The organism is Stutzerimonas nosocomialis, assembly GCF_005876855.1.
Taxonomy (GTDB): Bacteria; Pseudomonadota; Gammaproteobacteria; order Pseudomonadales; family Pseudomonadaceae; genus Stutzerimonas; species Stutzerimonas nosocomialis.
In genome coordinates this window covers 88383-103125 of record NZ_QLAE01000003.1, presented here as the reverse complement: position 1 = coordinate 103125, position 14743 = coordinate 88383, and the positions used below count along the sequence as shown (strand labels likewise).

Here is a 14743-nt window from a genome sequence, read left to right as displayed (position 1 = left end):
CAGCGATCGTTGTCGCCGAAGAGCATGAGTGAGGGGCAACGTATGCAGGCGGGCGGTGCCTGGACATTGAAGCCCTTGGCCGAGATGTCGTCGGCGGAATTCCAGAATTGGCAGGCCTTGCTCGAAGAGCGTACCGGAATGGTCCTCTCCGAACAGCGCCGTGCGTTTCTGCAGACAAGCCTGACGGCGCGGATGCGGGAAATCGGTATGACCGATTACGCCAGTTACTATCGGCAGGTCACCGAAGGCCCGCGTGGCGCGGTGGAGTGGGCCACGCTGATGGACCGTCTGACGGTTCAGGAAACCCGGTTCTTTCGCCACCCTCCCTCTTTCGATGTGCTCAGTGAGTACCTTTCCACGCGGCTGACGAGCGGGCTGTCGCAGCCGCTGGCCTTGTGGAGCGTAGGATGCTCCAGTGGCGAGGAGGCCTTTTCGCTGGCTATCTGCGCGGTCGAGGTGCTGAAAGGCTCCGCTCACGAAGGGCGCTTCGGCGTCACCGGAACGGACATCAGTCTGAGTGCCTTGGCCAGGGCTCGCGAAGGGGTATACGCCGCTGCGCGTCTGAGCCAGGTGAGCGAGACGTTACAAGACGCGTATTTCCAGCCGCTGGCTGCTGGACGTTTTCAAATACTGCCGAGCCTGGCATCGCGTGTGTGCTACGCCAGGCTCAACGTGTTGGATCTGGCTTCAGCGCCGATATCCGACATGGACGTTATTTTCTGCCAGAACTTGCTGATCTACTTCCGTCGCTGGCGTCGCCGCGAAATCCTCAACCGCCTGGCCGAGCGCCTGGCACCGGGGGGGCTGCTGGTGGTGGGTGTCGGAGAGGTAGTCGATTGGCGGCATCCGGAGCTGGTTCCGGTGGCCAATGACCAGGTTCTGGCCTTTACCCGGAAAAGTTTATGAGCGGAGTCGCTATGGGTGATCGGCACGATTATGTCGCCCTGGAGTGGGTGAAAGGCGAAATTGCCGAGACGCTGAGGCAGGCGCGCCAGGCGCTGGAAGCGTTCGTCGAGAACCCGCAGGACTCGACGCGCATGCGTTTCTGCCTGACGTACGTGCACCAGGTGCACGGTACCCTGCAAATGGTCGAGTTCTACGGCGCGGCGATGCTTGCCGAAGAAATGGAACAGCTCGCCCGTGCGCTGATGGAGGGACGCGTCACCAACCAGGGCGAAGCGCTGGAAGTGATGATGCAGGCCGTTCTGCAGATGCCGGTCTACCTGGACCGGATCCAGAGCGCCCGCCGCGACCTGCCCATGGTCGTTCTGCCGCTGCTCAACGACCTGCGCGCCGCGCGGGGCGAGAAGCTGCTTTCGGAAACCAGCCTGTTCTCGCCTGACCTCAGTGGCAAGGTCCCTGCGCTGCCAGCCGAATCCCTGGCGCCTCTGCGTACTGCCGAGCTTCCTGCGCTCCTGCGCAAGCTGCGGCAGATGCTGCAGATGGCCCTGGTCGGCGTCATCCGTAATCAGGACCTGCCGGCGAATCTCAATTACATGGCTCGCGTCTTCGCGCGCCTGGAAACCCTGTGCAAGGATGCTCCGCTCGGCGCGCTCTGGCAGATCGCCTCCGGCATGGTCGAAGGCCTGGCCAGCGGCAGCGTCAGCAACGGCACCTCGGTGCGTACTCTGCTGCGCCAGGTAGACAAGGAACTCAAGCGACTGGTCGAGCAGGGCGCCGACGGCATCAACCAGCCGGCATCCGAAGAGCTGACCAAGAACCTGCTGTTCTACGTGGCCAAGGCGGAAACCGACTCGCCGCGCATCCAGGCGCTCAAGGAGCGCTACAGGCTCGATGAGGCGCTGCCGGATACCGAAGTGGTCAACCAGGAGCGCGCCCAGCTGGCCGGTCCGGACCGCGGTGCCATGCGCTCGGTGGTTGCGGCACTCTGCGAGGAGCTGGTGCGGGTCAAGGACAGCCTCGACCTGTTCGTGCGCAGCGATCGCAAGGCTCTCGGCGAACTTGGCGGTCTGCTGGTTCCGCTCAAGCAGATTTCCGACACCCTCGCCGTGCTGGGTTTCGGTCAGCCGCGCAAGATCATTCTCGACCAGCACACCGTCATCCAGGCGTTGGCCAGCGGCCAGCGCGACCCCAACGACGCGATCCTGATGGATGTCGCAGGCGCTCTGCTGTACGTCGAGGCGACTCTGGCCGGTATGGTCGGCAGCCAAACCGAGGGCGGACGCAGCGAAGAAAACCATCTGCCCACTACTGACGTGGCGCAGATCCATCAGTTGGTCATCAAGGAAGCGCGCAATGGCCTGGAGCAGGCCAAGGACGCGATCATCGAGTTCATCGCTTCCCAGTGGAACCACGATCATCTGGCGCGGGTGCCCGAGCTGCTGACGCAAGCCCGTGGCGGCCTGTCGATGATCCCGCTGCCTCGCGCCGCTGCGCTGCTCGAAGCCTGCAACCGTTACATCCAGGAGCAGTTGCTGGCCTGCAAGGCGATACCCGACTGGCAGAGCCTCGATACCCTCGCCGACGCGATCACCGGCGTCGAGTATTACCTCGAACGCCTGAGCGAAGACCACGCGACCCAGGGTGACGCGATTCTCGACGTTGCCGAAGAGAGCTTGGAAGCGCTGGGCTATCCGTTGACCGAGAAGCCGTCGATCCTCGACCGTGAAGACCCGGTCGTCGCTGGCGATGGCGCGTTGGCCGACCCGCTCGACGAGATGGAAGTGCTGCCTGCCGAGCCTGTGGAGCCTGAGCTGCCTGTCGCTCCTGCGCCGGTGTTCGAGGCTGAACCCGAAATCCTGGCCGACTTGCCGCTCGATACCGTCGAGCCGGCGCTCGAAGCACCTGCGTTCGACGTGGATCTGCCGGTCGAAGCGACCGAGGAAATCGAGTTCGCGCCGCTGATGCTCGACGAGCCCGAGGCTGAGGAAGTGTTCGCCGCTCCGGTGGAGGAGGTCGAACTCGAACCTGCGTTCGCCGAGCAATCGCCGCTTCCGGCATCCATCAGCGCGGCCGAGATGGCCGAACTGGATCTGCCCGAAGTTTCCCTGCCTGAAGCCCGTCCTGCGCCCGAGGTTGCACCGGCCGAGCCTGCGATCTCGATGGCCGATGTGATGGCCGCGCCCGTACAGGCGATCAATCCGCCTGCCCAGGACGTGCCGCCTAGCCTGTTGCCGCCTTCGGTGGACGAGGAACCGGTCGACGAAGAGCTGCTCGAAGTGTTCGTCGAGGAAGTTGGCGAGGTTATTGAGACCATCGCCGAATACCTGCCGCGCTGGGTGGCCAATACCGACGACAAGGAAGCGCTGACGGAAGTACGGCGCGCCTTCCATACCCTCAAGGGTAGCGGGCGTATGGTCCGGGCATTGATCATCGGCGAGCTGGGTTGGGCCGTCGAGAACCTGCTCAACCGCGTCCTGGATCGCAGCATCGAAGCCAGCGACTCGGTGAAGACCCTGATCGGCCGGGTGGTCGACCTGATGCCAGAGCTGGTTCAGGAGTTTGCCGCCAAGGCGCAGCGTCAGCGCGACGATGTCGATCGCCTCGCGGCCAACGCGCATGCGCTGGCCAAGGGCGAGTCGATTTCCACGCAGAGCGCGGCCGCCAGGGCGCCGGTGGCAGCCGACGCTGCACCGCTCGATACCGCACCCGTCGGTGACGCGCGGGTCGCTGCCCCTGCGTCCACCTCTGCGGGTGCCGAAGAGCTCGATCCGCAACTGCTGGAAATCTTCCGCAACGAAGCCGAGACCCATCTCGATACCCTGGTTGGGTTTCTCGCCGACTGCGCTCAGCAACTGCCGCAACCGGTAACCGATTCCCTGCAGCGTGCGCTGCATACGCTCAAGGGCAGCGCGCACATGGCCGGCATCCTGCCGATCGCCGAAATCGCCACGCCTCTGGAAAAGCTGGTCAAGGAGTTCAAGACCAACTTGATCCAGATGAATCTGGCCGAAGCCGAGCTCATGCACAGCGCCGAACAACTGTTCCGTGCCGGGCTGGAGAAGCTCGAGAGCGATCCGCTGGCGCCCATCGAAGGCGCGCCGGAGTTCCTTGCGCGGGTACAGGCGCTGCATCAGGAGCGCTTGGCCGAGAGCAACGCACGGCATGACAGCGAGCAGGGGGACACGCGTGACCCGCGGATGATCTCGCTGTTCCTGTCGGAAGGTATGAACATCCTGCTCGATGCCGAGGACCTGCTGCGCAGCTGGCGTGAGCATCCGGCCGAACGCCAGGAGCTGACCGCACTGCTGGAAGAACTGACCACGCTTGGGCTGGGCGCCCAGATGGCCGAGCTGCCGCAGATCGATTCCCTGTGCCAGGCACTGCTGAGCCTTTACGCCGTCGCTCAGGAAGGTCGCCTGGCGGTCAGCGAGCGGTTCTTCGAGGACGTCGAAGAGGGCCACGAAGCGCTCGTGGCAATGATGGATCAGGTGGCCGCCGGCCTGCAGGTCAGCGCGCATCCCGAGTTGGTCGCCAAGCTCGAAGCCCTGCTGGGCGAGGCGTTGGACCCTGCGTCCCTGCTGCTGGGTGAGCCGAAATCGTCGGTGCCGGAGGCTCTGGAGCCGGTTGACCTGGCGCTCGAGCTGCCGCCAACTTTCGAAGCCGAAGCCGAAGCCGAAGCCGAAGCCGAAGCCGAAGCCGAAGCCGAAGCCGAAGCCGAAGCCGAAGCCTGGCCGGCCTCCGAGCCCGCCGAAACGCCACCCGTGCAGCCCTCGCGCTTGCAGGAGCCGAGCGTTGTGGTGTGCGAGGATCTCGACGAGGAAATGGTCGAGATCTTCCTGGACGAAGCCGTGGATCTGCTCGACAGTGCCAGCCAGGCGTTCGAGCGCTGGCTCGCCGATCCGTCCAGCCAGCTTGCGCTCTCGGCGCTGCAGCGGGATCTGCACACCCTCAAGGGTGGTGCGCGGATGGCGGAGATCAGCCCGGTCGGCGATCTGGCCCACGAGCTGGAGTTCCTTTACGAAGGCCTGGTGGATCGTCGTTACACCTACTCGCCGGAGCTCGCCTCGCTGCTGCAACAGAGTCACGACATGCTCGCGACGCAGCTCGAACAGCTCCAGGCCGGGCGTCCGATGAGCAATCCGGTTCGCCTGATCGACGCGATCGACGCTTACCGCCAGGGCATCACTCCAACTTTTGAGTCGGCGGTTTCGTCTCTGAAGGAAGTCGGATACGAAACCGCCGAGCCTGCCCAACCTGAATCCGAAGCAGAAGGTCCTGCCGGGTTCGACGCCATCGACACCGACGAGGCACTTTGGCCGCCCGTTGCCGACGTGGCAGAAATCGAGGACGTTCCGGCGCCGCTGATCGAACAGCCCGAGTCCGACGGCGAGCCTTTCGAGGTCGAGCTGCAGCCCGTGGACGTACCGGCCGAGCCGGAGACGGACGTTCCGGCGCTCGATGAAACCCTGTCGTGGCCGTCCCTGGACGACATGCCATCGCTCGTCGTTGACGAGGAGCTGGCGCTGCCCGAAGAAGTGCCTGTGAGCGAGCCGGCCGAGATTGAGCAGCCAAGCGAGCCGCTGGTCGAGCCGCTCGAGGAAGCCGCGTCGACGACGAACTGGGACGACCGTGATCCGGAACTGGTGGAAATCTTCCTCGAGGAAGGTTTCGACATCATGGACAGCGCCAACGCCTCGTTGCAGCGCTGGATGGATGACGTCAACAACAGCCTCGAAATCGAAGCCCTGCAACGCGATCTGCACACCCTCAAAGGGGGTGCGCGCATGGCCGAGATCCGCGAGATCGGTGATCTGGCCCATGAGCTGGAGTTCCTGTACGAAGGTCTGTGCCAGGGACGTCTGCGCGCCAGCGCCGATCTCTTCGGCCTGCTCCAGGCGTGCCACGACCGGCTGTCGGCGATGCTCGATGGCGTGCGTGCGCGCCGCGCCTTGCCCGATGGCGTCGCCCTGATCGAGCGCATCCGTCGTTTCCGCGCCAATCCCAGCGAGCAGCTCAGCGTCCCCAACACGGTGGAGCTCAAAGCCGCGGAAGAAGAGGTGGACGCCGACGCCGAGGCGGAAATTCTCGACATTTTCGTCGAGGAAGCCGGCGACCTGCTCGAGGACATGGAAGCGGCCATGGCCCATTGGGACGCGGCTCGCGACGATGCTGCGGCGCTGGGCGAGATGATGCGCGTGCTGCACACCCTCAAAGGTGGTGCCCGGCTGGCCGGGCAGAAGCGCCTGGGCGACATGGCCCACGGCCTCGAACAGCACCTGAGCGAGGCGCAGCAGGCGGGGGCGCCCTGGCCTGAAAACCTGTTCCTGGATGTGCAGACCGGTTACGAGGGGCTGCTCAAGGAAGTCGAACTGCTGCGTGAGCGTCTGGGCAACGACGCGCTGGAAGCCAGCGCTCAGCCTGAGCCCGTCGCGGCTCCCCAGCCGGCACCGGTCGCGCTGGACAAGCCCATCGTCGCGGTGAGCCCGCAGGCGCAGAAGGCGGTCGTTGCGCCGGCCAAGGTGCTGCCGTTCGTACGCAAGGCGCAGGAGGCGGCCCTGGATGCGGCAGCGCGTCGTGCCCCGCAGGAACTCGTGAAGGTCCCTGCCGAACTGCTCGAAGGGCTGGTCAACCTGGCTGGTGAAACTTCGATCTTCCGGGGGCGCGTCGAGCAGCAGGTGAGCGACGTCGGCTTCACCCTGGGTGAAATGGAAGCGACCATCGAGCGGGTGCGCGACCAGCTGCGCCGCCTGGACACCGAAACCCAGGCGCAGATTCTCAGCCGCTACCAGGCCGAGGCCGAACGTGTCGGCTACGAGGACTTCGACCCGCTGGAAATGGACCGCCATTCCCAGTTGCAGCAGCTCTCGCGGGCCCTGTTCGAGTCGGCGTCCGACTTGCTGGATCTGAAGGAAACCCTGGCGGCGCGAAACCGCGACGCCGAAACCCTGCTGTTGCAGCAGGCGCGGGTCAACACCGAGCTGCAGGAAGGCCTCATGCGCACCCGCATGGTGCCCTTCGATCGCCTCGTTCCGCGGCTGCGTCGTATCGTCCGCCAGGTGGCCGGTGAACTGGGCAAGCAGGTCGAGTTCGTCGTCGGCAACGCCGAAGGCGAAATGGACCGTACCGTTCTCGAACGGATCGTCGCGCCGCTCGAGCACATGCTGCGCAACGCGGTCGACCACGGGATCGAACCCCAGGACAAGCGCCTTGCGGCCGGCAAGTCGGCGCAGGGCACCATTCGCCTGGAGCTCGGCCGGGAAGGCGGCGACATCGTTCTTTCGCTGTCCGACGACGGCGGCGGCATCAACCTGCAGGCGGTGCGTCGCAAGGCGATCGAGCGCGGCATGATGAAAGCCGATGCCTCGCTCACCGATCACGAGGTGCTGCAGTTCATCCTCGAGGCCGGCTTCTCCACGGCCGAACGGGTTACCCAGATTTCCGGCCGCGGCGTCGGCATGGACGTGGTGCACTCGGAGGTCAAGCAGCTCGGCGGCTCGATGAGCATCGAGTCCACGCTCGGCGAGGGCACGTGCTTCCTGATCCGCTTGCCGTTCACCGTCTCGGTCAACCGCGCGCTGATGGTCTACTCGGGCGAGGATCTGTATGCGATCCCGTTGAACACCATCGAAGGTATCGTGCGGGTTTCGCCCTACGAGCTGGAGGCCTATTACCAGCCCAACGCGCCACGCTTCGAGTACGCCGGTCAGGCCTACGAGCTGCGTTACCTGGGCGATCTGCTCAACAACGGGCAGCATCCGAAACTGGTGGGCCAGAGCCTGCCGCTGCCGGTGATCCTGGTCCGTTCCAGCGAGCATGCGGTTGCGGTCCAGGTAGACAGCCTCGCCGGTTCGCGCGAAATCGTGGTGAAGAGCCTCGGTCCGCAGTTCTCCGGCGTCCATGGGATTTCCGGGGCAACCATCCTCGGGGATGGTCGCGTGGTGGTGATTCTCGATCTGCTGGCGACCATCCGTGCGCTGCACGTCCAGCTGCTCAGCCTGCAGCCGCGTCAGCTCAGCCAGGCGCCGGCGGTGGCCGCGGATGTCGAGGCCGACCGTCCGACGCTGGTCATGGTGGTGGACGACTCGGTCACCGTGCGCAAGGTCACCAGCCGTCTGCTCGAGCGGAACGGGATGAACGTGATGACCGCCAAGGACGGGGTCGACGCCATCACCCAACTGCAGGAACGCAAGCCCGACATCATGCTGCTGGACATCGAGATGCCGCGCATGGACGGCTTCGAGGTTGCCAGCCTGGTGCGTCACGATGAGCGGCTGCAGGACCTGCCGATCATCATGATCACCTCGCGTACCGGCGAGAAGCACCGCGATCGGGCGATGTCCATCGGGGTCAACGAATACCTCGGCAAGCCTTACCAAGAGTCCCTGCTGCTCGAAACCATACAGCGCCTGGTCCAGGTTCATGAATGAGACGGGTTCGGCACGGATCGCCGTGCTGGCGGACACTTCGCTGCAGCGCCATGTGCTGCAGCAGGCTCTGAGTGCAAGCGGCTACCGGGTGGTGCTCAATACCGACCCGGCCCGTCTGGAAGTAGCGGATCTCGAGGGGGTTGGCACTGACCTGTGGCTCGTCGATCTGGCGCAATCGGAGGATTGCCCGCTGGTGGACGCGCTGCTTGAGTGGTCCAGCGCACCGGTCCTGTTCGGCGAAGGGCACGCGCCGGAGCGTCTCTCGGAGAACTACCCGCGTTGGGAGCGGCGCCTGTTCGGCAAGCTCAAGCGGTTGATCGGCGACCCCTCGACCGCGGTCGGGCCCCGTCTGCAGGCCCTGCTCGGCGAGGCGCAGCACCCGGGGCGGCTCGAACTGCCGCGGATGCTGGCCGAGAAAACGTCACTCTCTCCGGGCGAGCCTGCCAGGCAGGTCTGGTTGCTCGCCGCTTCCATGGGCGGGCCGGAGGCGGTCAAGGCGTTTCTCGACGCACTGCCGGGCGGTCTTCCGGTGGGCTTCGTCTATGCGCAGCACATCGAGGCCAGTTTCGAAACCAGCCTGCCGCAGGCGGTCGGGCGTCACAGCCAGTGGCCGGTCGGTCAGGCGCGCCACGGCGAGCCGATTCGCTGCGGCGAGGTGGTGATCGCGCCGATCCAGCATGAGCTCGGCTTTGCCGCCGGAGGCCTCATGCAGGTCGCCAACCGTGGTTGGCCCGAGCCCTACAGCCCGTCCATCGATCAGATGATGCTCAACCTGGCCCAGCATTTCGCCAGCCGCTGTGGCGTCATCGCCTTCAGCGGCATGGGCAGCGACGGCAGTGCCGCGGCGGCCTACGTCCGTCGTCAGGGCGGCAGGATCTGGACCCAGCGTGCGGATTCATGCGTGTGTTCGAGCATGCCCGACAGCTTGCGCGATGGCGGTTACAGCGTACTCAGCGGCGACCCGCGCGAACTGGCCCAGGCACTGGTCGATCATCTGGCCGAGCAGGCCGCAGACTCTCTTTCCACTACACCCCAGGACATCCCATGAGCCAATCCGTCGTTGCCGCCCAGGAAGGCCAGGGCAGCCTTACCGGCCTGCTGGTGCCTCTGACCGATCGCACCCTGCTGCTGCCCAACGTGGCGGTGGCCGAACTGATTCCCTATCGCGCACCGCAGGTTTCCCAGGGCATGCCGGCCTGGCTGCTGGGGCAGGTCGCCTGGCGCGACCTGAGCCTGCCGCTGCTGTCGTTCGAGGCCGCCTCCGGAGGCGAGCCGAAAGTGGGACAGGGGGCGCGGGTGGCGATCCTCAACGCCCTGGGCGGCCGGGAGCGGGTCAAGTTCATCGCCTTGCTGGTGCAGGGCATTCCCCGTTCGGTCAAGGTGGACGCCAGCCTGGCGCGCGCCGAGACCGAGCTTGCGCCGCTCGAACTCGATGCGGTGAACCTGGGCGATGTGATCGCCCGTATCCCCGATCTGGTCGGCCTCGAGCAAAAGCTCGCCGATGCCGGGTTGATCGAGTAATCCCTCGTCGTTTGCCCGCCCAGGGCGGCTAGAAGTCGCCCCACAAATGCTGGGCCACGCTCAGCGCGACCACCGGTGCGGTTTCCGTTCGCAGCACGCGTGGCCCCAGACGCGCCGGCTGGAAGCCACGGGCGCGTGCGCTTTCGATTTCCCCGTCGGTGATGCCACCTTCCGGGCCTATCAGCAGGGCCAGGGTGCCGGGCTTCGGATGACTGTCCAGCGGTTCGGCAACCGGGTGCAGCAGCAGTTTCAGATCGGCCTCGGTGCGTTGCAGCCAGTCCTCCAGGGAGACCGGCGCTTGGATCCGTGGCAGCACGGAACGTCCGCATTGCTCGCAGGCGCTGATCGCAATCTGCCGCCAGTGCTGGAGGCGCTTGTCGGCTCGCTCGTCGTTCAGCCGCACCTCGCAGCGTTCGCTGAGCAGGGGCGTGATCTCGGTGACCCCAAGCTCCGTGGCCTTCTGGATCGCCCAGTCCATGCGCTCCCCGCGGGAAAGCCCCTGGCCCAGGTGCACGCGCAGCGGCGACTCGGCGAGACCTGGCTGGCGCTCGACCAGCTCCACCGACACCCGTTTCTTGCCGACCTCCATGAGCTGCCCCAGGTACTCGGTGCCGCTGCCGTCGAACAGTTGGACCGCGTGGCCGGCGCTCAGGCGCAGCACGCGACCGATGTAGTGAGCCTGGGCCTCGGGCAACTCATGCTGGCCGAGGGCGAGGGGGGCATCGATGAAAAAGCGGGACAGGCGCATGAACGGGACTTCGCTGGCTGACGACAGGCCGGCAGTGTAAGGCCTGTCATCGTCGGCCTGAAGCCGTGCGCGTCAACCCGGATCGCGAAAGCCCGGGTGCAGGTCGACAGCCACCGCGACGCTCAGGCTGTCGCGGGTAGCCAGGTCGATGCCTTCGCTGGCCACCTCGGCCAGGAAGTCGATCTGCTCGGGCGTGATGGTGTAGGGCGGCAGGAAGTACACCACGCTGCCCAGCGGGCGGAGCAGGGCGCCCCTCTCCAGCGCGTGCTGGTAGACCTTCAGCCCGCGCCGCTCCTGCCAGGGGTAGCCGGCCCTGCTCGGTTTGTCCCTGACCATTTCGATGGCCAGCGCCATGCCGGTCTGACGGACCTCGCCGACGTTGGGGTGATCGGCTAGGTGCGCCGTGGCCTGTCCCATCCTGGCGGCCAGTGCGCGGTTCGCCTCGATCACACGGTCGCTCTCGAAGATGTCCAGGGTGGCCAGCGCCGCCGCGCAGGCCAGCGGGTTGCCGGTATAGCTGTGCGAATGGAGAAAGGCGCGAAGGGTGGAGTAGTCGTCGTAGAAGGCCTGATAGACGTCATCTGTGGTGAGGCAGGCGGCCAGGGGCAGGTAGCCGCCCGTCAGTGCCTTGGACAGGCACAGGAAGTCGGGGCGGATACCGGCCTGCTCGCAGGCGAACATCGTTCCGGTACGGCCGAAGCCGACCGCGATCTCATCGTGGATCAGGTGCACGCCATAGCGATCGCACGCCTCGCGCAGCAGCTTGAGGTACACCGGGTGGTACATGCGCATGCCGCCGGCGCCCTGGATCAGCGGCTCGACGATGACCGCCGCGACCTCCTGATGGTGCTCGGCCAGGGTCTGCTCCATGGCCGCGAAGAGCGTGCGCGAATGCTCCTCCCAGCTCACCCCGTCCGGTCGCAGGAAGCAGTCGGGGCTGGGTACCTTGATCGTATCGAGCAGCAGCGGGCGGTAGGTGTCGGTGAAGAGGGCGACGTCACCCACCGACATCGCCGCGACCGTCTCGCCGTGATAGCTGTTGGTCAGGGTGACGAAGCGCCGCTTTCCGGGCTGCCCCCGGTTGAGCCAGTAGTGAAAGCTCATCTTCAGCGCCACCTCGATGCACGAGGAGCCGTTGTCGGCATAGAACACCCGGTCCAGTCCGGCGGGCGTCATCACGACCAGGCGTTCGGACAGCTCGATCACCGGCTGGTGGCTGAAACCGGCCAGGATGACGTGCTCGAGCTGGTCGACCTGTTCCTTGATCCGTGCATTGATGCGCGGATTGGCGTGGCCGAACACGTTAACCCACCAGGAGCTGACCGCATCGAGGTAGCGCTTGCCGTCGAAATCCTCAAGCCATACCCCCTCTGCGCGCCGGATCGGGATCATCGGCAGGCTTTCGTGATCCTTCATCTGGGTACAGGGATGCCAGAGCACGGCGAGGTCGCGCTGCATCCAGGCGTCGTTTTGGCTCATCACAAACTCCTGCTGACGGGTGGGCCGGGCAGACTAGCAGAGCGAGAGCCGGATGCGGATGCGTACCTATCTGGCATTTCGATAGATCGCAGCGAAAAAATCCGCTTCACGCCGATACGTTTATCGCTAGGCTTGTCGCACTCGTCTGAAATGGAATTGATACGCAATGCGCTGGCGCAACACGGCTAACAACTATGGCTTCATCAGTATCCTGCTGCACTGGGTGATCGCGCTGGCCGTCTTCGGATTGTTCGGCCTCGGCCTGTGGATGGTCGGGCTCACCTATTACAGCAGCTGGTACCGCACCGCGCCGGACATCCACAAGAGCGTCGGCCTGCTGTTGTTCATGCTGATGGTGCTGAGGGTGGTCTGGCGGTACCTGAATACCGGGCCCGCTCCGCTGGCCAGCCACGGGCGCTGGGTGCGCCTGGCGACCAAAGGCGGGCATGGTCTGCTGTACCTGGGGTTGTTCGCGCTGATGTTTTCCGGTTACCTGATCTCCACCGCCGACGGACGACCGATCAGCGTGTTCGGCTGGTTCGATGTGCCGGCGACCCTCACCTCGATTCCTGCCCAGGCGGATGTGGCCGGTGTGGTCCACGAATACCTCGCCTGGGGGCTGGTGATTTTCTCGGTCCTGCATGGCCTTGCCGCGCTCAAGCACCATTTCATCGACCGCGACCCGACCCTGCAGCGAATGCTCGGTCGGGCCCCGGAATGATTCAACCACGATAGGAGACGCTACTCATGCTGAAGAAAACCCTTGCCGCGCTCGCCCTTGGCTCGGCGCTGTTCGCGGGCCAGGCGATGGCGGCCGATTACGCGATCGACAAGAAAGGCCAGCACGCCTTCATCAATTTCAAGATCAGCCACCTCGGCTATTCTTGGCTGTATGGCACCTTCCGCGATTTCGACGGCTCGTTCAGCTTCGATGCCGACAAGCCGGAAGAGAGCAAGGTCAACGTGACCATCCAGACCGCCAGCGTCGATTCCAACCATGCCGAGCGTGACAAGCACCTGCGCAGTGATGATTTCCTCAGCGTCGGCAAGCACCCGACCGCGACCTTCGAATCCACCCAGGTCAAGTCCACCGGCGAAGGCACCGCCGATATCACCGGCAACCTGACCCTGAACGGTGTGACCAAGCCGGTCGTCATCGCGGCGAAGTTCATCGGCGAGGGCGAGGACCCATGGGGCGGCTACCGTGCCGGCTTCGAAGGGACCACCACGCTGAAACTGAAGGATTTCAACATCAAGATGGACCTGGGCCCGGCGTCGGAAACCGTCGAGCTGATCCTGTCGGTCGAGGGTATCCGCAAGTAATCGGTAACCGTGTAAGAAAACGACGCCGGCCCTTGCCGGCGTTTTGCGTTGAGAAGCCTTTACCAGAGCACACCGCTGGGTTTTTGCGGTTTACAAACAGTTATGGATGTAAGTATATTCCGCCATCTGCCGAAGTCGTGCCGCAGCGCTGTCCAGCGTTGCGGCTAGCCCGTTTCCAAGAGGTTCGTCCATGCCAGTCAAGTCAGCTCGCGCTGCTCTGATTTCCATCGTCGCTGCGGCATCGTTGCTCAGCGGATGCCAAGAAGAGTCCGCCCCTCCGCCTCAGCAGATGCCCCAGGTCGGGGTAGTGACCCTCGAGGCCGAGCCTTTTGCCGTCACCTCCAGCCTGCCAGGCCGTACGGCCGCGTACCGCATCGCCGAAGTGCGCCCGCAGGTCAACGGCATCATCCAGAAGCGCCTGTTCGACGAAGGCAGCGAAGTCAAGGCCGGGCAGCAGCTGTATCAGATCGATGCGGCGGTCTACGAGGCGGCTTTCAAGAGTGCCGAAGCCAGCCTGGCGTCGAGCAAGTCGCTTGCCGATCGCTATGGCTTGCTGGTCAAGGAGCAGGCGGTCAGCCGCCAGGCCTACGACGAGGCGCGCGCCGCAGCGCTGCAGGCGCAGGCGAACCTGGAGCGGGCACGAATCGACTTGCGCTACACCAAGGTGCTGGCCCCCATTTCCGGTCGCATCGGGCGCTCGGCGGTCACCGAAGGGGCGCTGGTGAGCAACGGCCAGACCCAGGCCCTGGCCACCATCCAGCAGCTCGATCCGATCTACGTTGACGTCACCCAGCCGGCTCGCGACCTGCTCCAGCTGCGTCGTGATCTCGCCGAAGGCCGTCTGGAACGCGCCGCCGAAGGTGCCGCCAAGGTGACCCTGACCCTTGAGGACGGCTCCGAGTACGACCATGAAGGGCAGCTCGAAGTGGCCGAAGTGTCGGTCGACGCGGGCACCGGCTCGGTGACCCTGCGCGCGGTCTTCCCGAACCCCGACAAGGTCCTGCTGCCCGGCATGTTCGTGCATGCGCGCCTGGTGGGCGGCGTACGCAACGATGCGATCCTCGCGCCGCAGCAGGGCGTGACCCGCAACGCGCGTGGCGAGCCGACCGCGATGGTGGTCAACGCCGAGAACAAGGTCGAGCTGCGCACGTTGAAGACCGAGCGCACCGTCGGCAATCGCTGGCTGGTCAGCGAAGGGTTGAACCCGGGCGACCGCCTGATCACCGAAGGGCTGCAGTTCGCGCGGCCGGGCGCCGAGGTCAAGGTCGTTCCCGCCAGCAATGTCGCCACCGAGGCCGGGGCTGTCCAGCCCCAGGCCCAAGAAGGCTGAGGATCGCTAATC

The 14743-nt window shown here is 65.3% G+C and carries 9 protein-coding genes; 7 read left to right on the top strand and 2 right to left on the bottom strand.

Going from position 1 to position 14743, the window contains the following annotated elements:
- Window positions 1–42 precede the first annotated feature (42 nt).
- From DN824_RS02600 to DN824_RS02585, 4 genes are read left to right on the top strand one after another with little or no spacing between them, the layout of a single operon-like run.
- Window positions 43–906: a CheR family methyltransferase gene (locus tag DN824_RS02600; protein ID WP_138406939.1), complete on the top strand. Its 864-nt coding sequence runs from the start codon at window positions 43–45 to the stop codon at window positions 904–906.
- A gap of 11 nt (window positions 907–917) precedes the next feature.
- Window positions 918–8330 (top strand): Hpt domain-containing protein, encoded by a 7413-nt coding sequence (locus DN824_RS02595; RefSeq protein ID WP_138406940.1) that lies wholly within the window; start codon window positions 918–920, stop codon window positions 8328–8330.
- Window positions 8323–9378, top strand: a complete 1056-nt coding sequence (locus DN824_RS02590) for a chemotaxis protein CheB (RefSeq protein WP_138406841.1) — start codon at window positions 8323–8325, stop codon at window positions 9376–9378. Before DN824_RS02595 ends, DN824_RS02590 begins: the two co-directional genes overlap by 8 nt.
- Window positions 9375–9851 (top strand): chemotaxis protein CheW, encoded by a 477-nt coding sequence (locus tag DN824_RS02585; protein WP_138406840.1) that lies wholly within the window; start codon window positions 9375–9377, stop codon window positions 9849–9851. Before DN824_RS02590 ends, DN824_RS02585 begins: the two co-directional genes overlap by 4 nt.
- Window positions 9852–9879: 28 nt before the next feature.
- Here DN824_RS02585 and DN824_RS02580 read toward each other — a convergent pair whose 3' ends face one another.
- Window positions 9880–10599, bottom strand: a complete 720-nt coding sequence (locus tag DN824_RS02580) for a 16S rRNA (uracil(1498)-N(3))-methyltransferase (protein ID WP_138406839.1) — start codon at window positions 10597–10599, stop codon at window positions 9880–9882.
- 72 nt (window positions 10600–10671) lie between these two features.
- Window positions 10672–12078, bottom strand: coding sequence for an adenosylmethionine--8-amino-7-oxononanoate transaminase (locus tag DN824_RS02575; RefSeq protein WP_138406838.1), 1407 nt, complete (start codon window positions 12076–12078; stop codon window positions 10672–10674).
- A 166-nt stretch (window positions 12079–12244) separates the two neighbouring features.
- Here DN824_RS02575 and DN824_RS02570 point away from each other — a divergent pair, with 166 nt between their 5' ends.
- The 3 genes from DN824_RS02570 to DN824_RS02560 all read left to right on the top strand — a co-directional run bounded on the left by DN824_RS02570 (window position 12245) and on the right by DN824_RS02560 (window position 14731).
- A complete protein-coding gene (locus DN824_RS02570; protein ID WP_138406837.1) occupies window positions 12245–12799 on the top strand; it encodes a cytochrome b in 555 nt (184 codons plus the stop codon).
- A 26-nt stretch (window positions 12800–12825) separates the two neighbouring features.
- Window positions 12826–13401: a YceI family protein gene (locus DN824_RS02565; RefSeq protein ID WP_138406836.1), complete on the top strand. Its 576-nt coding sequence runs from the start codon at window positions 12826–12828 to the stop codon at window positions 13399–13401.
- Between the two features lie 190 nt (window positions 13402–13591).
- On the top strand, window positions 13592–14731 hold the full coding sequence (locus DN824_RS02560; RefSeq protein ID WP_138406835.1) for an efflux RND transporter periplasmic adaptor subunit: 1140 nt from the start codon (window positions 13592–13594) through the stop codon (window positions 14729–14731).
- Window positions 14732–14743: the final 12 nt, after the last annotated feature.